The following is an 18026-nucleotide window of genomic DNA, read 5'->3' as shown; positions in this document are numbered from 1 at the left end:
ACATAAAGAGGAGATACGGTGGCGCATTTCGTGATCATGGGATGTGGCCGGGTGGGGGCAACGCTGGCGCACACGCTGGAGGATGCCGGGCATTCCGTGGCCATCATCGACCAGGACGACCGCGCTTTCCGCCGGCTCCGCCAGGGCTTCACCGGCCGTAAGGTCACCGGAGTGGGCTTTGACCGCGAAACCCTCAAGCAGGCAGGAGTGGGCGAGGCCTATGCCTTCGCTGCCGTTTCCAGCGGCGACAACTCCAATATCCTTGCAACGCGGGTTGCCCGGGAAACCTTCCACGTGCCGCATGTCGTCGCGCGCATCTACGATCCCGGGCGTGCTGAGATCTACCAGCGCCTGGGCATCCCCACGGTGGCCGCCGTCCGCTGGAGCGCGGACCAGGTGCTGCGGCGCATCCTTCCCGAACAGCACCTCGCGGGCGACTTCCGTGAACCGTCCGGACGCCTGGTCCTGGCCGAACTTGACCTCGACGCCGGCTGGATCGGGCACCGGATCAGCAGCATCGAAAAGGCCGCGGATGTCCGCGTCGCCTACCTCACCCGCTTCGGCGAGGGCATCCTTCCCGATGCCGGGACCGCATACCAGGACGGCGACACCGTGCACGCCATGCTGCAGGTGGACCGCAGCGCCCACATCGCCCAGGTCCTCGCCAAAGCCCCCGCCAAGGAGTACCAGTGAAAGTCGTTATCGTCGGCGCAGGCAGCGTCGGGTCATCCATCGCCCGGGAGCTGCTGGCGCACAAGCACGAGATCCTGCTGATCGACCTCAAGCCCGAGGTGATCGGCCGCAGCGGCCTGCGTGGCGCCCATTGGCTGGTGGGCGATGCCTGCGAGCTTTCCACCCTGCAGGGCGCCAAGGTGGAGGACGCCGATGTGGTGGTTTCCGCCACAGGCGATGACAAGGTCAACCTGGTGGTGTCCCTGCTGGCGAAAACGGAGTTCGGTGTAGGCCGCACCGTGGGCCGGGTGAACAACCCGAAGAACGACTGGATGTTCAACGACTCCTGGGGCGTGGACGTCGCTGTCAACACTCCGCAGCTCATGACCGCCCTCGTGGAGGAGGCGGTGGAGATCGGCGACCTGGTCCGGCTCCTGACGCTGCAGACCGGGGTTGCGTCGCTGGTGGAATTCACCGTCCCGCACGATTCGCACGTGATCGGCATGACGGTGGGCGATATCCACTGGCCCGAGGACGCCACCCTGGTGGCCATCCTCCGGGACCAGGCACCCATCACCCCCAGCAGGGACGACGTGATCGACGGCGGCGACGAGCTCTTCTTCGTCACCACCATCGCCGCTGAGGACCGGCTCCGGGAGCTGCTCTCCTCTGCCCCCGGCAGCATCGACGCCGGCCACGTGCCGGCGGACAGCAGCACGCCCGCCGGCGCCAGCCACGGGCATGCCACGGACGACGACGGCTTCGACGGCTAGGTTTCCGGCGCCGCCTTTGGTGCCGGGTGCTGGGCGTCAGCCGACATTGGGTGCCGGCGCGGGGCGCGTTCTGGTGCCAGTTTCTTCGGTGGGTCAGCTTTCCTGGTCGGCTTCGGGTTCCGCCGGAGCCGGCCGGGTCACGAGCCAGGCCACCCAGATCCCGAGGATGTACAGGGGTGCACCCATGATCAACCGGGTGGTGGCGAGGGCGGCCAGGCCGTCAGTGCCCATCAGGTACAGGGGCACCTGCACGATGAGCCGGAGTGCCAGGACGGCAACAATGATCCAGGTGCCCAGGCGGTAGGCCTTGACGCGGTCCGGATCCTTGCGCCATTCCACGCCCTCATTCCGGATGAAGCCGAAGAGCAGTCCGGCCACAGGCCACTTGACTGCGATCGAGATAACCATCGCCAGGATGTAGGCTGCGTTGGTGAAGAAGCCCGGCAGGTAGAAGTCTTCGGCTTTGCCGGTGGTGTTGGCCAACCAGGCCGAAATGCCGACGCCTGCCACGCCGGCCAAGGCCTGGGTGAGGGGCCGGCGCTGGACCAGGCGGACAACAGTGAACACGGCCGCCGATGCCAGGGCCGCCACCAGGGACAACGTAAGTTCGCGGGTGACGGTGAAAGCCACCAGGAACACCAGGCCAGGAACAATGCTTTCGGCAATGCCCTGCACTCCCCCGGCGCTGCGCAGGACGTCCACGCGGCCGTCATGGGTGCGGTGGAGTCCGGCCTTGGCTGCATACTCTGCGGCCAGGCCGGCAACTGGGGACTGTCCTGCAACCGGGGACTGTCCTGCAGCCTGCGGCCTTCCCTCCTGCGGCCTCCCGGCGGGGCCTGCAGAGCCGTTCGGCTGCTCGGGCTGGTGCTCGCTCATTCGTTCTCCTGGCGGGACAGTATCTCGTAACGGGGATTGAAGATGGTGGGCACGTCCTTGCCGCGAGCCAGCATTCCCTCTACCCGGATCTCGGCGCCCGCTTGGATGCCCGGCACGCGCCGCCGGCCCAGCCAGACAACCCGGAGCCGTGGGGGCCTTCCGCGGCCCACCCCTGTAGCAGGGCGGCCAGCGTCGTCCTCAGTGACGATGGCGCTGAACTCGGGGGCCCGGTCGGCCGGAACGAAGGTCACTGATTCGATGTGCCCCTGGCAGAGGACACGTCCCCTGTCCGGAAGCTGCCGCAACGGCGTGAGGCCGCCACGTCCCGTGGCCGCCTCGTCGGGGTGGGAATCAGCCGATCTGGGTGATTTCTGGACCACGTTCGGGCTCCTCCAGGGTGGGCGCGGCGGGCGGAGGAGTAGTGGAGGCGTCCTTGGGCAGCCGCAGCTGCAAAAGATCACGCGGCGGCATGGGGCTGTCACCGCGAACCACCACAACCTGCCGGAACAGGGCTTCAAGCGGTTCCGCAGCGGGGCGTTCCAGTGCCGCAGGTCCACCCAGGACGCCGCGCAGGAACCAGCGGGGGCCGTCCACACCGATGAACCGGGCCACACGGTAGCCCTGGCTTCCGTCCGGGAGCCCTGCGGGAAGCTTGGCCACCAGTTCGGTACCGAATGCCCCTTCCACCTCTTCAACCTGGCCGCCCTGCGCACCGACCGACTGGCCGATCTGTTCGCGGATCTCGTCCCAGAGCGTCTCCGTCTTGGGGGCGGCGAAAGCCTGCAGCTGAAGGCTGGAGCCGTTCAGGTCAAGGGTCACTGCCACGACCCGCTGTGTTGCCTCCCCTTCCACTTCGAGCCGGAGCTGGAGGCCCTCGCTCGGCGTGATCAGCAGGGCGCCCAGGTCCACGAAACCGTCGGTGCTGGTGATTTCGGACTCGTCGAACGGGCCGTGCTGGCGGCGGGCGTCCGGGGCGGGGGCGTCTTCGCCGGCCTCCGCGAGCGTCAGCTCTTCCACCGGCTCCGCCGGTTCGTCCTTCTTTGCTTTCCTGCCGAACCCAAAGACCATGGGTGACTCCTTAATTCTTCAAATGTGCCAGTTCTGAAACCTGCCGGCCGGGCCCCTGGAGGTCCCGCCGTCGTGCGTGCTGGCGTGGCAGCGGGTACAGCCGGGGTCAGGCCCCGGGTACGCTGAACCCGCCGGTGGAGCCAAAGCCCCCGGTGCCGCGCACGGATTCGCTCAGGTCACTGACAGGAATGAACTGGGCGTACTCCACCCGCTGGATGACCATTTGGGCAATTCTATCGCCGCGCCGCAGCTCTATCGGCTGGGTCAAATCGGTATTCAGCAGGGTTACCGAAATCTCGCCTCGATATCCTGCGTCCACGGTGCCGGGAGCATTGACGATCGTGAGGCCGTGCTTGGTGGCCAGGCCGGACCGGGGGTGGATCAGCGCCACGAAGCCGTCAGGCAGTGCGATGGCCACGCCGGTGGGAACAAGCTTGCGCTCCCCGGGCAAGAGGACCACGTCCTCCCGGGCGCGAAGGTCGGCGCCGGCGTCGCCCGGATGCGCGTAGGAGGGGGCTTCCAGCTCCGGATCCAGCATCTTCAACTGCACCTGCAGGGTGGGGGCAGCAGCAGCGGGCGATGCTGCGTCCGGGACAAGGTCTACCGTTGCGGGATGATCAGTCACAGTCACTCACTCTAGCCCGCGCCCCCAAATCGAGCCTAGGCAGCACTTGGGCGCGGGGCTGTCCAGGGGCCGGCACGGGGGGCCGGGGCAGGGTTGCGGGAGCAGGGTAGCCCAAGGTGAAATACCCAGCCAAAGGTGGAAAGCTTGGGCTATGCCCGAATCAAGCCCGCACGCATCCGTACCAAGCACGCCCTCAGCCGGGGCGCCTGTTGTCTACAGGGAAAAACTGTGGCCCAACGCCTGGATCTGGATCATCGCAGCCGGCGTCTCCGCAGCGGGCATCCTTGTCTTCGCCCCCATCAGCATGGCGGCGGGTTACACGGCGGCGCTGGTGCTCTTCGCCATCATCACTGTCCTCCTGGTTCTCTCCACCCCCGCCATTACGGTGACCGGGGACGCGCTCACCGTTGGAAGGGCCACCATTGAACGCCGGTTTGTGGGCAGCGTGCAGCAGTTCACCGGCGGCGAGGCGACGGCCGAGCGCGGGACCCGGTTGAACGGCCTCGCCTACCTGTGCATCCGCGGCTGGATCGATCCCGTGGTGAAGATCGAGATCACTGACCCTGCCGACCGTACCCCGTACTGGCTCGCCTCCACCCGTCATCCGGATCAACTGACTGCGGCCCTGACGCGGCGCTGACGACCCCGGGATCCCGGCGCCGGGACCTCCGAAGTCCTGTGACCTCCCCCTTTATCCCTGGGGATCCAGCGGAAAATGACGGCGCGCCCTGCTCCTTGAGCCAAATCCGCGCCTCCGAGTGGCAGAGTTTCGGTTGATAGTAATGCCAGGGTGGAGGATTTGTATGCAGGATCTACGGCTTGTAGGCGTGCACGACGACGGGACGCATGTCCTGTTGAGCGGGGCCGGCGGCGAGATGTTCCAGCTGCCGATCGATGAAGCACTCAGGACGGCCAGCCGGTCTACGGCAAAACCGCGCGCGGAACGGCCAGCTGTTCCCATGTCTCCCAGGGACATCCAGGCCCGCATCCGTGCCGGTGCCACCGCTGCGGACGTCGCCGAGTTGTCCGGGATGCCGTTGGCCAAGGTGGAGCGCTATGAAGGCCCCGTCCTGGCGGAGCGGGAGTATGTTGCCCAGCAGGCCCGGAAAGTGGAAGTTGCGGCGCCCTCCCCCGGCCACGACGTCTACCGGTCCGCCTTCGGCGACAACCCGGCGACCCTGGATGACATGGTGGCCCACCGCCTGTCAGCCCACGGCATTGACCCCGGAACCGTGGAATGGGATTCGTGGCGGCGCCAGGACGGCACGTGGACGGTCTCGGCAAGCTTCGAGGCCAAGCCCGGCGGGACGTCCGGAATCGGCGAAGAACCTCCGGCCCTGTGGACGTTCAACCCCGCACGGAAGTCGCTGCAGAACACCAACCGCTGGGCGCAGCAGCTGAGTGAACTTGAGCCGTTGGACGGTCCTGTTCCCGCGCGCAGGCTCACTGCAGTTTCAGACCGCCCCTTCGATTTCGAGACTGACGCTGATACGTCCAAGGCCTCTTCCGGTGCCCAGGCCGGCCCTGCCCAGGATGCCGGCAAGGAACCCGATGGCCTGCTGGACATGCTCCGGTCACGGCGCGGGCAGCGGCTGGGTGTGGACGAGGATTCCGACGACGCACTTGCACTGCTCCTCACGCATGGCGTACCGGCCGCGCACCCCCGTCCTTCCGAAGTGGCCGCCGAACCTGAGGCAGAGGAACCAGAGCCACGGGACGACCAGCGGGACGCGCCCGCGGCCCAAGGCGATTCCTTCATCCGGCGCAGGGACACCAGGCCGTCGATGCTTTCGAGGCTCAGCCTGCTTCCGCAGCACCGGGAGGGTCACGACGATGGTCTGCGGCTCCACGACGGCGTGAGCACAGATACCAGGGAAATCACCATTGCGGCGTCCCCGAAGAATCCCTCCGGTTCCGCAGCCGGCTCGGGGTCCGAGAATACTGGCGGAGCCGGGCTGGATGAACTGTTGGGCAGCAACCCGCGCCGCCCTGCCAAAGAGGACGACGCTGCACCTGCCACTGGGCAGCTGCCTGAGACCGAGGCACCGGAGCGCCCTGCCCGGCCGAAGCGGTCCAGCGTGCCGTCCTGGGATGAAATCGTCTTCGGCACCCGGAGCGACTAGGGCTTTTCCTCCCGCCGTAAGGGGTGTTCCTGCTGCGCTGCGTGCTACGATCCCCGCACGCTCTCGGTCAGAAGCTGCAAGTACGGAGGTTCCCTGTGTCGGACACTACCTGCCACATGTCCATGTCGCTGGACGGCTTCGTCGCCGGGCCTGACCAGAGCCGCGAAAACCCCTTGGGTAAGCGCGGGCTGGAACTGCATGGCTGGCACATTGGCGATCCTCGGGCCAACGATGCCGACGAGACCGCAACCGGATGGCTCATGCGCCCCCGGGGAGCGTATGTGATGGGCCGGAACATGTTTGGCCCTATCCGTGGCGAGTGGGATGGTGACTGGACGGGCTGGTGGGGGCCGGAACCGCCGTACCACGCTCCGGTGTTCGTGCTGACCCATTATGCGCATGACCCGATCCAGATGGAGGGCGGGACGCCTTTCCACTTTGTCACCGGGGGCTTCGACGCAGCCTATGCGGCAGCACTCGATGCCGCCGGCAGCAAAGGGGTGGACATCGCGGGCGGCGCCTCCACTGTCCGGCAGGCGTTGAAGGCGGGCGTAATCGACGAGCTCACCCTCGACATCGCGCCGGTTCTGCTCGGCTCGGGCGAGCGGATCTTCGACGGGATTGAGTCCTTCGACTTCGAACCTGTCGAGGTGCTACATTCCCCACTCGCCACCCACGTCCGCTACCGCCGGGTGGCCTAGCGAGAATTTGTGCTGCCGCAGCCCCGAATGCGGCACCACTCCGGAGTGGCACGATTACAAGACGAGATGCTCCTCGAGGGCTTCCTCGAGGATGCTGTGTTCGCCGGGCAGGGTACAACGAGGCCAGTGTGTTGGTTCCCAGTCCTGGTGCTCGCTGGGGTAATGCCGGCCGGTGGGTGAAATCCAGCCGGGCGGCTCGTTCTTCGCGGCCGGGGTGGGTTTCCATCCGGTGGTGTGCCGGAGTTTGTGGTGTTTCGGGCAGGGTTGTCCCAGGTTGCTGATCCCGGTGGTGCCGCCCTTGTGCCAGGCGAGGATGTGGTCGGCGTCGTTGTCCAGGGAGTTGTTGCTGCAGCCCGGAAACGGGCACTTTCCGTCCCGCATCCTCAGCCAGGCCCGCATCGCCCCGGTCACCCGGTAACTCTTCCGGCCGATCTCCAGCGGCGCCCCATCCCGCGGATCCACCAACACCCGGTAAAACGACCCGGCGCCGTTCGCCACCAGGTCCCGGGCCATCGACGGCGGGATCGGCCCGTACCCGTCGAGCATGGCCGGTTCATCGGTCAAGCCCATCAGGGAGAACACAGGAACCGTAACCAGAACCTGGGCCCGGATCGGTGAAGGCAAGTCTTCCCGTCCGGCGCCGGCACCTTCAACGTCAGCACTGCCGCTGTCACGCGCCCCGCCGTGGCCACTGCCGCTGCCGAGGAACACCTCGGCGAAGTTGTCGGCCCGCAACTGGGACATGGTCCGGGACTCCTCCGGACCCTGCATGCTCCGGGACATTGCGGTGAGCCGGTTCCACCCCGCCAACGCCTGCTCCGCCGGCAGACACGCGGACAGCCACGCCATCCCGTCCTGGTCCGGCCGGAACTCAACCCGCCGATCCGCCACCCCCTTGGCATGGCGCACTTCGATGCTCTCGGCGTGGTGGCGTTCCCGCCACGTCCGGGCCTTGACCCTGAACCGATGCGCTGGCATCTCCCCCACCGGGCATCCCCTCGCCGGATCCTGGGCATCCGGGTCCAAGAAATGAGCCTCCAACGCTGCCGCCCCGGCAGCATCCAGGCACACCGCTTCATCGGCCATCACCACCGCGTGCTGCCACGACAACGTCCCCGCCTGCAGCCCCGCAAGGGTCCGCGGCAACGACGACATCAGGGCGTGCGAAGTCGCCAGGAACGACGACGCCGCCCGGGGCCCCAACGCCAGCACACACCCAATCTCAGCAGCGACCGCCATCTCCTGCGCCTGCACCGGCACACCCGGCCCGGCAACAGCGCATGCGCTCTCCGCGTACCTCACCGCGGCCTTCGCCTTCAACCCCGCCAACCCGGCTTCAACCTCCCGGGCACCGGCAAGAATGTCCAGGCACCCATCAGCCAACCCAGCCAACGGATCAGCCACCGAAAACGCGTCAGACCCGCACCCATCCACCTCAGCACCAAGCACAGCAAGGGCAGCCCGGATGTCCGCATAAGCCTTGGCCACCGCCGCCTTTCCCATAAACCCATCATGACAAAGGGGTACGACAATCAGACTTTGGCACTTAAGACCTGCAGTAGCTGCTTCTGCCTGCACAGTTACCGACAATTGAAGCGCACCATGCAGCTATGCCAGCAGGTAGCATCCTCGTTCCCCGACCCTCAACTGAGGCTAAACCCGGGAGCAAAAAAGCCCAGATAGAAAAAGCCTGCTCCCACAACCAGCGCCATTACTCCAAAAACGCGCACAAAAAACATCGAAGCCAGCAAGGACTTGGAGTAATCCACACCAAAGGGGTGGTAATTCTTAATGCCCTCCACTAACCCGCTGGCAGCCCCGTTGATGTTGGCGATCACGCACAGGCCCAACAGGAATAGGACGACGCCCATGCTGCCAGACGTCCAGCGGACGTATTCAACAAGTTTGAAGGCCACGGCAATCATGTTCACGATGAAAACCAGGAAAAACACGAGGTATAGGCTTTTCAGTGGTTGGGGCAGGGCCCCAATGAACTCCCGCATCGCTCCCCCGTTACCTTCGCGCCGGTTTCTCCAAAGAATAGGGGAATTAGCGTCGAGGAAGAAGCATTATGTTGCGCGGCTGTCGCCCAGCCCACCCGAACCCCGCCAGAGGCACGCGTCCACGTCGAACGGCAGCAGCTGATCCTGCTGCGCCATTAGGGACGCACCGTGCGCCGTGACCCGCCGCATGAAGTGGCGCCGGCACAGCGTCTCGTATCCCACCACCGGAAGGTGCCCGGCCTCCGGGGCGGCGGCCTCGACCACCATGTCCACGTCGCCAACCACCACCTGCGCGCCCTCGGTGACCATGACGCCGTCCACCGTCCTGGCATTGTGTGTGGCCCTGCGGCCACACCAGCACAGCGCCTCCACTTGAAGCACCTGCACCCGGTCGGCGAGCTCTATCAGGCGCTGCGAACCCGGGAACAACCGGGTTCGGAAGTCGGCGGTGATGCCGAAAGCGAAGACGTCCACATCGATCTCGTCCACCACCTTGGCCAACTGCTCCACCTGCTCGGGAGTATAGAACTGGGCTTCGTCGCAGATCAGGTAGTCAACCCGCTGGCCTTGCGTGCGCCGGACCATGACTTCCTCCCAGAAGTCCGTGCTGTCCAGCACCTCCACGGCATCCGTCTCCAGGCCGAGGCGGCTTGAGATCCGGGACTCGCCGGCGCGGTCGTTGCGGCTGAACCGTACGCCGCCGCGCCCGCGGGCCCGGTGGTTGTAGTCCATCTGCAGGGCCAGGGTGGATTTGCCGCAATCCATGGTGCCGGAGAAGAAGATCAGCTCAGCCACGACGGTTCCTTCCCTGGGCGGTAAAGCAGAGCAGCGGAACCTCCCGCTCGGCCTTCGTCAGCGAGCCGTGCTGGCCCACCACTTCCATAGCCGTGGGTCGCATGCGCCGGCCGTCGTAAAGCGCGACGGCGTCACGCGCCGCGATCATGACGTCACCGATCCTGCCTTCAACAGCAGGCCGCACGTCGCCAAAGAGCCCACCGGCAACGGCCTCCTCCTTGGTGAAGGCCCACACCCGGTCACCGAACCGGGCTTTCCACGCGGCCAGGAGCCGGTCGCGGGCACCGGCGGCGGACTCCACGTACCCCTCGTCGAGGTACAGGTGCACCATGCGCGGTTCACCGGCCGTGTGGCGGACTCCGTCCACCAAATCCGGATCCTTGGAGAAATCAATACGCTGCGACTCGGGGACGTCCAGCATCCCGTGGTCCGCAGTCAGCAGGATGGTGGTGCCGGCTGGCAGGGAGGAGCTAAGCCGCTTGACGGTGGCGTCGAGCTCTTCCAGCTGGTGTTCCCACTGTTCGGACTTGCAGCCGTAGCGGTGCCCTGCCTTGTCGAGTTCATTGACGTAGAAATACATCAGGGACCGGCCGGAGCCGGCCATGGCCTCTGCCGCTGCGGCGGTACGCGCGTGGGAGGTTGTCCCGGAGATGAACCTGCCGCCCCGAAGCGCTGCCCGTGTCATGGGCGAACTGTCGAACTGGGCAAGGCTGACCGTGCTGACATCCACCTCTTCGGCGATCCGTTCAAAGACCGTGGGGAAAGGCTGCCACGTCGACGGATCGACACCCGGATCCCAGTTTCCCAGCAGGTTGACCACCTTGTCCTGGTCCGGGTCCAGCACGTCATAGCCCACCATGCCGTGCTGGCCGGCCGGAAGACCGGTCCCAAAGCTCGACAATGCCGCGGCGGTGGTGGAGGGAAAGGCGGAGTCCAGCCACACCGGAACCTCGCCCTGTCCCGCCTGCACCACCGAGCGCAGGAAGGGTGTGTGCGCGGCCTTTTGCTTCAGGAGGTTCCGGCCCAGGCCATCCGCGAGCACAACGCAGATTTTGGCGGCGGAGGGGAGGCCGAGGGTGTTGGCGAAGCTGTCCACGCCAAGGCTGGCTGCCGCGCTGGTGAGCACTTCGGCGATGGAGCGGTGCCCATAGGCGGGAGCGGGCGGAAGGTCGGGGGCTTGTACTGAGTGGTTGGGGTCTTCCGGCATCTCAGCGCTGCTGGTGCCCGCGGCTGAGCCGGTTGCCAAACACTCCGGAGCGCGTCCGGGGGCCCATGGACTGCACATGCGGGACCGGCGCCGCGGAGCCGGTATTGACTGCCCGCAGGGCCCGGGCAAACAGCTTGGCGTCCTGCACGGCCTGAAGGCCATCCGCCTCGGCGCTGATGCGGAGCACGATGTCTTCCTGCGCGATGGTTCCTGTGTAGCCGTGGTCCGCTTCGCACTGCGGATCGCCGCAGCTGGCCGGCCCCATGTCCAGCCGTTGGCCGCCGGACCACGCGATGGACAGGGTCAGTTCGCGGACGGGGTCCGACGGCTTGTAGTTCTGCGGCTGGGCGTACATGTAGCTCAGGACCACGGACCGGATTTGGGCCACGGGAACGGACTCGGTGGAGATCTGGGCGACGATCTGCTCCCCCGCCTCGTCCAGTTGCTGGTCGTCCACGTGGGTGATCACCAGCATGTCCGCAGTGAGGACCAGCACGGTGATGTGGCGGCGGACCTCGGCCCGGTCGAAGTGGGTCTCCAGGTGCACCAGGTGGGCCACGCAGTCCCGGCCGTCCAGTGCGTCGTCGACGACGTCCGAGACAAGGCGCGGGTAGAACCCTGCCTTCTGCAGTGCGTCTTCCAGGCTCTGGCCCTGCACTCCGTGGTTGTGTGAGCTGTGGTGGCGGACGGCCTGGTTTTCATTGCCGGGCGTTTCGGGCGCCGACGCGGGAGGCTGGAAGCTCATGCCCCCATTTTCACAGATCGCCCGGTCACTTGCTAACCGCGTCAGCCCAGCATGGCCCGTCGCGCGCTGTCCGTGCGCTGCGCGGCGTTGCCGATCCGCACGTCGGCGGCGAGAATGGTCACCCCGGTGGTGCCGCACAAAACCGGGTTAAACTCCACCAGCGCGATCTCCGGATGGTTGTCCTTCATCCAGGCCAGCCGCCCGGCAAGGTCCTCCAGGGCAGCGACATCAACGGGCGGCAGGCCCTGGTAGCCGAAGAGCTTTCGGGACGCCCGGGGGGAACGGATGAAGTCGTGCACGTCGGCGGCGGAGAGCGGCGGGACGCGGTGCGCCCAGTCGTCGAGCAGGTTGACGGCGTCACCGGCAAGGCCGAACGAGATGACGGGGCCCAGCAGCGGATCCTCGATGGCACGGAAGGTGCACGCCTGCCCCACCGGCGCCATCGCCTGCACTTCGAGCGCAGGGTCTCCGTAGGCTGCGAGCGCCCGCCGCATCTGCACCACGTTTTGGCGCAGCGACTGTTCATCCTCGATGCCCAGGCGCACCCCGCCAAGATCCAGGCGGTGGCGGAGGGCCGGGGCGGTGGTCTTCAGCACCACCGGCCAGCCCAGTGCGTCAGCGGCCGCCACGGCCTCATCAGGGGTGCTGAAGGGCAGGGAGGGCAGGACCGAGATGCCGTAGTGCCCCAGCAGGGAAGCAGTCGCCGCCGGTTCCAGCTGCTTGAGCTGGTCACCGGTGACGTCCCGCAGCAGTTCGTCGAGCTCAGCCTCGGCCTGCCGCGGGTCGCAGCCTGCGGGTTCCACAAACTGCCCCTGGTCGCGGGCGGCCCACTCCGCGTACCGCACCACGGCGGCGAGCGCGGCGACGGCGGCTCCGGGGTTGGAATAGCAGGGGACGGTGCAGCCGTCCGCCCCCAACAGGCCTTCCACATTGATGGCCGGGTCCAGGATGCCGGTGAAAGCGGCCACCACCGGTTTGCGGGCGCTGGCCGAACATTCGGCCAGGACCTGCGCCACGGCATCGGGTGTCAGTCCGCGGGCCGGCAGCAGGGCAGCGACGGCGGCATGCACGGCATCGGAGGCCAGGGCATCGAGGAGGGCCTTCCGCAGTGCGGGAAGTGCCACCGACTGGCCGGCGTCGAGGTCCAGTCCGGAGACCACCTGCGCCACCCCCAGCCCGTGGGCCACAGCACTGTCCGCCACCACATTGCCCAGCGCCTGGGAGTTGCTGAAGATGGCAACATCCGGTCCCGCGGGAAGCGGCCGGCCGGAGACCACCTGCGCCACGTCCACCAGCTGCTCCACGGTTTCCACCCGGATCACGCCCGATTGCCGGAGCATGGCATCCAGCGCCCCGGCCGGTGCCTGGGTGGTCCGGACGGCATGGCCGGGCGGCAGCCGCAGGCCCATGGTGTCCGACTTCGCCACGATCACGGGCTTGGTGCGGGCCAGCCGGCGGGCGATGCGGGAGAACTTGCGGGGGTTGCCGATCGACTCAAGGTACAGGCCCACGGCGGAGGTATCGGCGTCGTCCTCCCAGTACTGCATCATGTCATTGCCCGAAACGTCCGCCCGGTTGCCTGCCGAGAGCAGGCTGGACACTCCCACCCGGCGCCGGCTGGAGGCGGCGTAAAGCGAGACGCCGATGGCCGCGGACTGGCTGAACAGGCCCAGGCCGCCGCGCAGCGGCATGGTGGGGGCCATGGAGGCGTTCAACGCCACGTCGGGGTGGGTGTTGGCGATGCCGAGCGACGCCGGCCCGATCACCCGCATGCCGTTCGCCCTGGCCTGGCGCACCAGGGCGCGCTGCCGCAGCAGGCCGCGTTCGCCGTCGTCCGCGAAGCCTGCCGAGGCGATCACGACGCCCTTAACGCCCGCAGCGGCGCACTCCGCCACAACCCCGGCCACCTCCTCGTAGGGGACGGCGATGATGGCCAGCTGGACGGGTTCGGGGACCTCTGAGAGCTTGCCGTAGGACATCATGCCCGCGAGCTCCAGCGCTTCCGGGTTGATGGCGTAGACGGAGCCGTGGAAGCCGCCCTCGATGATGTGTTCCAGCAGCTGGTACCCCACGGTCCCCCACCTGCGGCTGGCACCGATTACAGCAACGGACGACGGCGCCAGCAGCTCCCGGACGCTTCTCGCCTCTGCGCGGTGCTCGCGGGATTCCATGACGGCCCGCGATTTTTCGGTGGGGTCGATGTTGAACTCGAGGCTCACGACGCCGTCGTCGAAGTGGCGCTTGACGTCGTAGCCGGCGTCGGAGAAGACCATCAGCATCTTCCGGTTTTCCGGCAGCACCTCTGCGGTGAACTTCCGGATCCCGTTTTCGTGCGCAGCTGCGGCCAGGTGTTCGAGCAGGATGGAGCCGATGCCCCTTCCCTGGTGGGCGTCGGCGATGTTGAAGGCGACCTCGGCCTCAGTGGGGTTGGGGAGGCGGTCGTAGCGTCCGATGCCGATGATTTCCCCGTGGATGGTGATGACGAACGCCACGCGGTCCTTGTAGTCCACCTCGGTGAAGCGCTTGAGCTCCTTGGCGGACAGCCTGGCCTTGAAGGCGAAGAAGCGCATGTAGATTGAATTCTGCGACTGCCCGGTATGGAAGGCCTGGACAGCATCCTCGTCCGACGGGTGGATGGGCCGCAAATGCGCTGTTCCGCCGTCCCGCAGGACGACATCGGCTTCCCAATGTTCCGGATATTCGCCGTCCCCGGGCTGATCCACCATAGGCTTAGCCTAGCCAAAAACTCCCGCAGCACACCCCAACGGCTGCGCAGTAACCCCAGAAGGATTCACCACACCCCATGGCCCGCCGCCAAAGTCCAGCCCCGATCGCAGACGAGAACTACACGGAAAACATCGTCGATATCGATGTCACCTCCGAGATGCAGGGCTCGTTCCTGGAGTACGCGTACTCAGTGATCTACTCGCGCGCGCTCCCGGACGCCCGTGACGGGCTCAAGCCAGTGCAGCGGCGGATCCTCTACATGATGAGCGACATGGGCCTGCGCCCCGACCGCGGCCACGTCAAGAGCGCCCGGGTGGTGGGCGAGGTCATGGGAAAGCTGCACCCGCACGGCGACGCCGCCATTTACGACGCCATGGTGCGCATGGCGCAGGACTTCTCGCTGCGCCTCCCCCTGATTGACGGGCACGGCAACTTCGGCTCGCTCGACGACGGCCCCGCAGCACCGCGGTACACGGAAGCGAGGCTGGCGGCGGCCGCCCTCACGCTCACCAACCACCTCGACGAAGACGTGGTGGACTTCGTCCCGAACTACGACAACCAGCTCACCCAGCCGGACGTCCTGCCTGCCGCTTTCCCCAACCTGCTGGTCAACGGCGCCACCGGCATCGCCGTCGGCATGGCCACCAACATGGCCCCGCACAACCTGGTGGAAGTCATCTCCGCCGCCCGGCACCTGATCGCCAACCCGGACGCCACCCTGGATGACCTCATGCGGTTCGTTCCGGGCCCGGACCTGCCCAGCGGCGGCCGGATCGTCGGCCTGGACGGCATCCGCGACGCCTACGCCACCGGCCGTGGATCCTTCAAGACCCGCGCCAAGGTGGAGATCGAACAACTTTCCGCGCGCCGCACCGGCCTGGTGGTCACGGAACTGCCGTACATGGTGGGCCCGGAAAAGGTGATCGAAAAGATCAAGGACGCGGTCAACGCCAAGAAGCTGACCGGCATCAGCGACATCGTGGACCTGACCGACCGCAAGCACGGGCTCCGGCTGGTCATCGAGCTCAAGAACGGCTTCAACCCCAACGCCGTGCTGCAGCAGCTTTACCGGTACACGCCGATGGAGGACTCCTTCGGCATCAACAACGTCACCCTGGTGGACGGCCAGCCGCAGACTCTGGGCTTGGTGGACCTCTTGTCCGTCTACGTCAACCACCGCATCAACGTGGTCCGCCGCCGGACCGTGTTCCGCATGGGGAAGAAGAAGGACCGGCTGCACCTGGTGGAGGGCCTCCTCATCGCCATCGTGGACATCGACGAGGTCATCCAGATCATCCGGTCCTCGGACGAGGCTGCTGCGGCCCGTGAACGGCTGATGTCCATCTACGACCTCACCGAGGTCCAGGCCAACTACATCCTGGAACTGCGCCTGCGCCAGCTCACCAAGTACTCCCGGATCGAGCTGGAAAAGGAACAGGACGAACTGCGCCGCGAGATCGCCGAGCTGCAGGCAATCCTGGACTCCGAGGAACTGCTGCGCACGGTGGTCTCCGACGAACTCGGCGCCATCGCCGAGGAGCACGGTACGCCCCGCAGGACCGTCCTGCTGGAATCCGAGGCCGTCTCCCCCACCGTGGCCGCCGAACTTGCCGGGGCCAACGGGAAGAAGGGCAAGCCCACTCCACTGTCCCTGGAGATTGCGGACGACCCCTGCTGGGCCATCCTCACAGCCTCCGGGCAGGTGGCCCGCACCAGCAACCAGGAACCGCTGGCCGAGGCCGGTCCCCGCAGCAAGCACGACGTCTACACCTCGGTGGTGAAGACGTCGGCCCGGGGCGAGATTGCGGCCGTCACCTCGCTGGGCCGCATGCTCCGGCTGCAGGTCATGGACATGCCCGTGCTCGCGCCCATGGCCGGGCTGCCCAACCTCGCCGGCGGCGTTCCGGCCAAGGAGTTCCTCACCCTGGTGAAGGGCGAGTCCCTGGTGGCGTTCGTGCGCCTGGACGAGGTCCTGGCCATCGGCACCGCCCAGGGCGTGGTGAAACGCGTCCAGCCGGACTATCCGCTGAACCGCGAGGACTGGGAAGTCATCACCCTCAAGGACAAGGACTTCGTGGTGGGCGTGGCTCCGGCCAGCGCAGACGACGTCGACCTGGTGTTCCTCACCCGGGAGGCCCAGCTGCTGAAGTTCCCCGCATCCGCCGTCCGTCCCCAGGGGCGTACCGCCGGCGGCGTGGCGGGAATCAAACTGGCCGCGGGTGACCAGGTGATCTTCTTCGGTGCCGTGCAGCCCAAGGACGAGGCCGCCGTCGTGGTAACCATCGCCGGGACCAACGGCGCCCTCCCTGGCACGGCTCCAGGCACGGCGAAGGTCACCGCCTTCTCCGAATACCCGGCCAAGGGACGCGCCACCGCCGGGGTTCGGTCACACCGTTTCCTGAAAGGCGAGGACATGCTGCTGCTCGCCTGGGCAGGACACGGCCCGGCGAAGGCGTCATCCGCCGCCGGCGTGGCAAGGTCCCTGCCCCAGGAGCACGGCCGCCGTGACGGATCGGGCGTCCCGCTCTCCCAGGCCGTGGAAGCGGTGGGCCCGGCCATGGCCTGGCCGGACGGAGCATCCGAGGACGACTAGGTGTAATTCCCACTGAGGTTGTGAACGCGGCTGATGGGGGTTGTGCCGCCGATGCCGGTATGGGTTCTGTGGTGATTGTAGTGGTGGAGCCACTGGTCGTAGGTGGCGGCGCGTTCGGCTTCTGAAGTGTAGGGCCGGGCGTAGGCCCATTCCGTAGCGAGAGTGCGGTTGAAGCGTTCTACCTTGCCGTTGGTCTGCGGCCGGTAGGGGCGGGTCCGCCGATGCTTGAGGTGTGGGCCCAGGGCAGCTGCGAAGGCCCGGGAGCGGTAGCAGGATCCGTTATCGGTCAGTACGGCTTTGACGGTGATGCCGTGGGCGGCGAAGAACCCTGCTGCCCGGATCCAGAAAGCGGCAGCGGTTTCCTTCTTTTCGTCGCCGAGGATTTCCGAGTACGCGAGCCGTGAGTGGTCATCGACGGCGTGGTGGAGGTACGCGTACCCGGTCCCGGCCCTTCGGTTCCTACGGCCCAGCGCCCGGCCCAGGGCGCGGTGCCCGCCGCCATCGGGAATACGGCCGAGCTTCTTGATGTCCACGTGAACGAGGTCTCCGGCGTTGTTGTGTTCGTAGCGCTGCGGCGCCGGTTTACGAACGGGCAGGCCAGTGCCTTGATCCAGGCAGGCCAGCCGGGGCATCCGGTACCTGGCCAAGACCTTGCCTACGGTTGAGCGGGCAAGACCGAGATGGGCCGCGATCCGGTGCGGTCCCCACTGCCGGTTGAAACGTAACGCGACGATCCGCCGTTCGGCGCGTACCGGTGTGCGGTTCGGGCTCCGCCGAGGCCGTGAGGACAGATCAGCCATACCGTCCTCACCACAGACGAGGTACCGGTCTACCCACTTCTTTGCGGTGGCGGGCGAGCACTGGAAACGCTCTGCGGCTCGGCGCAACGTCCAGCCCTGCTCGATGACTAAACGGGCGAGCTTACCCCTGGCCTTGGGTGTCAGGTCGGCGTTGGCATGGGTAACGTAGGACACGAGGGCCTCCTGGCGTCGATATGAGTGTGGTAACCCAAATCGATACCGGAGGCCCTCGCCCTTTACATCACGCCACGCTGTTCACAACGTCCGCGGGAATTACAACTAGTGCGGGCGGGACTGAGGCGCGGCCGCCTCCAACAG

The 18026-nt window shown here is 66.9% G+C and carries 17 protein-coding genes; 6 read left to right on the top strand and 11 right to left on the bottom strand.

Going from position 1 to position 18026, the window contains the following annotated elements; translation table 11 throughout:
• Positions 1 to 18: 18 nt before the first annotated feature.
• Together LFT44_RS07820 and LFT44_RS07815 are read left to right on the top strand one after the other, a co-directional pair.
• A complete protein-coding gene (locus LFT44_RS07820) occupies positions 19 to 693 on the top strand; it encodes a potassium channel family protein (protein WP_236802081.1) in 675 nt (224 codons plus the stop codon).
• Positions 690 to 1445, top strand: a complete 756-nt coding sequence (locus LFT44_RS07815) for a potassium channel family protein (RefSeq protein ID WP_236802080.1) — start codon at positions 690 to 692, stop codon at positions 1443 to 1445. Before LFT44_RS07820 ends, LFT44_RS07815 begins: the two co-directional genes overlap by 4 nt.
• Positions 1446 to 1538: 93 nt before the next feature.
• Here LFT44_RS07815 and LFT44_RS07810 read toward each other — a convergent pair whose 3' ends face one another.
• The 4 genes from LFT44_RS07810 to dut form a co-directional block, all read right to left on the bottom strand.
• Complete coding sequence (locus LFT44_RS07810; protein ID WP_236802079.1) at positions 1539 to 2321, bottom strand: DUF3159 domain-containing protein; 783 nt, start codon at positions 2319 to 2321, stop codon at positions 1539 to 1541.
• Positions 2318 to 2626: a hypothetical protein gene (locus tag LFT44_RS07805; RefSeq protein ID WP_236802832.1), complete on the bottom strand. Its 309-nt coding sequence runs from the start codon at positions 2624 to 2626 to the stop codon at positions 2318 to 2320. Before LFT44_RS07805 ends, LFT44_RS07810 begins: the two co-directional genes overlap by 4 nt.
• Before the next feature lie 46 nt (positions 2627 to 2672).
• Positions 2673 to 3389 (bottom strand): DUF3710 domain-containing protein, encoded by a 717-nt coding sequence (locus tag LFT44_RS07800; protein WP_236802078.1) that lies wholly within the window; start codon positions 3387 to 3389, stop codon positions 2673 to 2675.
• Positions 3390 to 3495: 106 nt separating this feature from the next.
• Positions 3496 to 4014 carry a dUTP diphosphatase gene (dut, locus tag LFT44_RS07795; RefSeq protein WP_236802077.1) on the bottom strand — a complete coding sequence of 173 codons (519 nt, stop codon included), beginning with the start codon at positions 4012 to 4014 and terminating at the stop codon, positions 3496 to 3498.
• Positions 4015 to 4165: 151 nt separating this feature from the next.
• On the opposite strand from dut, the gene LFT44_RS07790 reads away from it, so the two are divergent.
• The 3 genes from LFT44_RS07790 (at position 4166) to LFT44_RS07780 (ending at position 6838) form a co-directional block, all read left to right on the top strand.
• A complete protein-coding gene (locus tag LFT44_RS07790; RefSeq protein ID WP_236802076.1) occupies positions 4166 to 4654 on the top strand; it encodes a DUF3093 domain-containing protein in 489 nt (162 codons plus the stop codon).
• A gap of 163 nt (positions 4655 to 4817) precedes the next feature.
• Positions 4818 to 6137: a septation protein SepH gene (gene sepH, locus LFT44_RS07785; protein WP_236802075.1), complete on the top strand. Its 1320-nt coding sequence runs from the start codon at positions 4818 to 4820 to the stop codon at positions 6135 to 6137.
• 95 nt (positions 6138 to 6232) lie between these two features.
• Positions 6233 to 6838 (top strand): dihydrofolate reductase family protein, encoded by a 606-nt coding sequence (locus LFT44_RS07780; RefSeq protein ID WP_236802074.1) that lies wholly within the window; start codon positions 6233 to 6235, stop codon positions 6836 to 6838.
• A 54-nt stretch (positions 6839 to 6892) separates the two neighbouring features.
• Here the strand turns inward: LFT44_RS07780 and LFT44_RS07775 are convergent, their stop codons facing one another.
• The 6 genes from LFT44_RS07775 to LFT44_RS07750 form a co-directional block, all read right to left on the bottom strand.
• On the bottom strand, positions 6893 to 8341 hold the full coding sequence (locus tag LFT44_RS07775) for an HNH endonuclease signature motif containing protein (RefSeq protein ID WP_236802073.1): 1449 nt from the start codon (positions 8339 to 8341) through the stop codon (positions 6893 to 6895).
• A 140-nt stretch (positions 8342 to 8481) separates the two neighbouring features.
• On the bottom strand, positions 8482 to 8841 hold the full coding sequence (locus LFT44_RS07770) for a hypothetical protein (RefSeq protein ID WP_236802072.1): 360 nt from the start codon (positions 8839 to 8841) through the stop codon (positions 8482 to 8484).
• 66 nt (positions 8842 to 8907) lie between these two features.
• Positions 8908 to 9636 (bottom strand): thymidine kinase, encoded by a 729-nt coding sequence (locus tag LFT44_RS07765; RefSeq protein ID WP_236802071.1) that lies wholly within the window; start codon positions 9634 to 9636, stop codon positions 8908 to 8910.
• The gene (locus LFT44_RS07760) at positions 9629 to 10843 is read right to left on the bottom strand and encodes an alkaline phosphatase family protein (protein ID WP_236802070.1); all 1215 of its coding nucleotides are present in this window, start codon (positions 10841 to 10843) and stop codon (positions 9629 to 9631) included. Before LFT44_RS07760 ends, LFT44_RS07765 begins: the two co-directional genes overlap by 8 nt.
• Before the next feature lies 1 nt (position 10844).
• Entirely contained in the window at positions 10845 to 11588 is a 744-nt protein-coding gene (locus LFT44_RS07755) for a DUF5998 family protein (RefSeq protein ID WP_236802069.1), read from the bottom strand.
• A gap of 41 nt (positions 11589 to 11629) precedes the next feature.
• Positions 11630 to 14314: a bifunctional acetate--CoA ligase family protein/GNAT family N-acetyltransferase gene (locus LFT44_RS07750; protein WP_236802068.1), complete on the bottom strand. Its 2685-nt coding sequence runs from the start codon at positions 14312 to 14314 to the stop codon at positions 11630 to 11632.
• A gap of 77 nt (positions 14315 to 14391) precedes the next feature.
• Here LFT44_RS07750 and LFT44_RS07745 point away from each other — a divergent pair, with 77 nt between their 5' ends.
• On the top strand, positions 14392 to 16908 hold the full coding sequence (locus tag LFT44_RS07745; RefSeq protein WP_236802067.1) for a DNA gyrase/topoisomerase IV subunit A: 2517 nt from the start codon (positions 14392 to 14394) through the stop codon (positions 16906 to 16908).
• Here LFT44_RS07745 and LFT44_RS07740 read toward each other — a convergent pair.
• The gene (locus LFT44_RS07740; protein WP_236799774.1) at positions 16905 to 17882 is read right to left on the bottom strand and encodes an IS481 family transposase; all 978 of its coding nucleotides are present in this window, start codon (positions 17880 to 17882) and stop codon (positions 16905 to 16907) included. The two genes, LFT44_RS07745 and LFT44_RS07740, sit on opposite strands and share 4 nt — an antisense overlap.
• Between the last annotated feature and the right edge of the window lie 144 nt (positions 17883 to 18026).

The organism is Arthrobacter sp. FW306-05-C (assembly GCF_021801725.1).
GTDB lineage: Bacteria > Actinomycetota > Actinomycetes > Actinomycetales > Micrococcaceae > Arthrobacter.
Note: the sequence above shows the minus strand (reverse complement) of the source record. Positions and strands in the feature narration are given on the sequence as shown.

Excerpts from the sequence above, each read along its gene's own strand:
- LFT44_RS07755 (WP_236802069.1), bottom strand. The coding sequence starts at position 11,588 with ATGAGCTTCCAGCCTCCCGCGTCGGCGCCCGAAACGCCCGGCAATGAA.
- LFT44_RS07750 (WP_236802068.1), bottom strand. The coding sequence starts at position 14,314 with ATGGTGGATCAGCCCGGGGACGGCGAATATCCGGAACATTGGGAAGCC.
- sepH (WP_236802075.1), top strand. The coding sequence starts at position 4,818 with ATGCAGGATCTACGGCTTGTAGGCGTGCACGACGACGGGACGCATGTC.
- LFT44_RS07790 (WP_236802076.1), top strand. The coding sequence starts at position 4,166 with ATGCCCGAATCAAGCCCGCACGCATCCGTACCAAGCACGCCCTCAGCC.
- LFT44_RS07770 (WP_236802072.1), bottom strand. The coding sequence starts at position 8,841 with ATGCGGGAGTTCATTGGGGCCCTGCCCCAACCACTGAAAAGCCTATAC.
- LFT44_RS07775 (WP_236802073.1), bottom strand. The coding sequence starts at position 8,341 with ATGGGAAAGGCGGCGGTGGCCAAGGCTTATGCGGACATCCGGGCTGCC.
- LFT44_RS07745 (WP_236802067.1), top strand. The coding sequence starts at position 14,392 with ATGGCCCGCCGCCAAAGTCCAGCCCCGATCGCAGACGAGAACTACACG.
- LFT44_RS07810 (WP_236802079.1), bottom strand. The coding sequence starts at position 2,321 with ATGAGCGAGCACCAGCCCGAGCAGCCGAACGGCTCTGCAGGCCCCGCC.
- LFT44_RS07800 (WP_236802078.1), bottom strand. The coding sequence starts at position 3,389 with ATGGTCTTTGGGTTCGGCAGGAAAGCAAAGAAGGACGAACCGGCGGAG.
- LFT44_RS07760 (WP_236802070.1), bottom strand. The coding sequence starts at position 10,843 with ATGCCGGAAGACCCCAACCACTCAGTACAAGCCCCCGACCTTCCGCCC.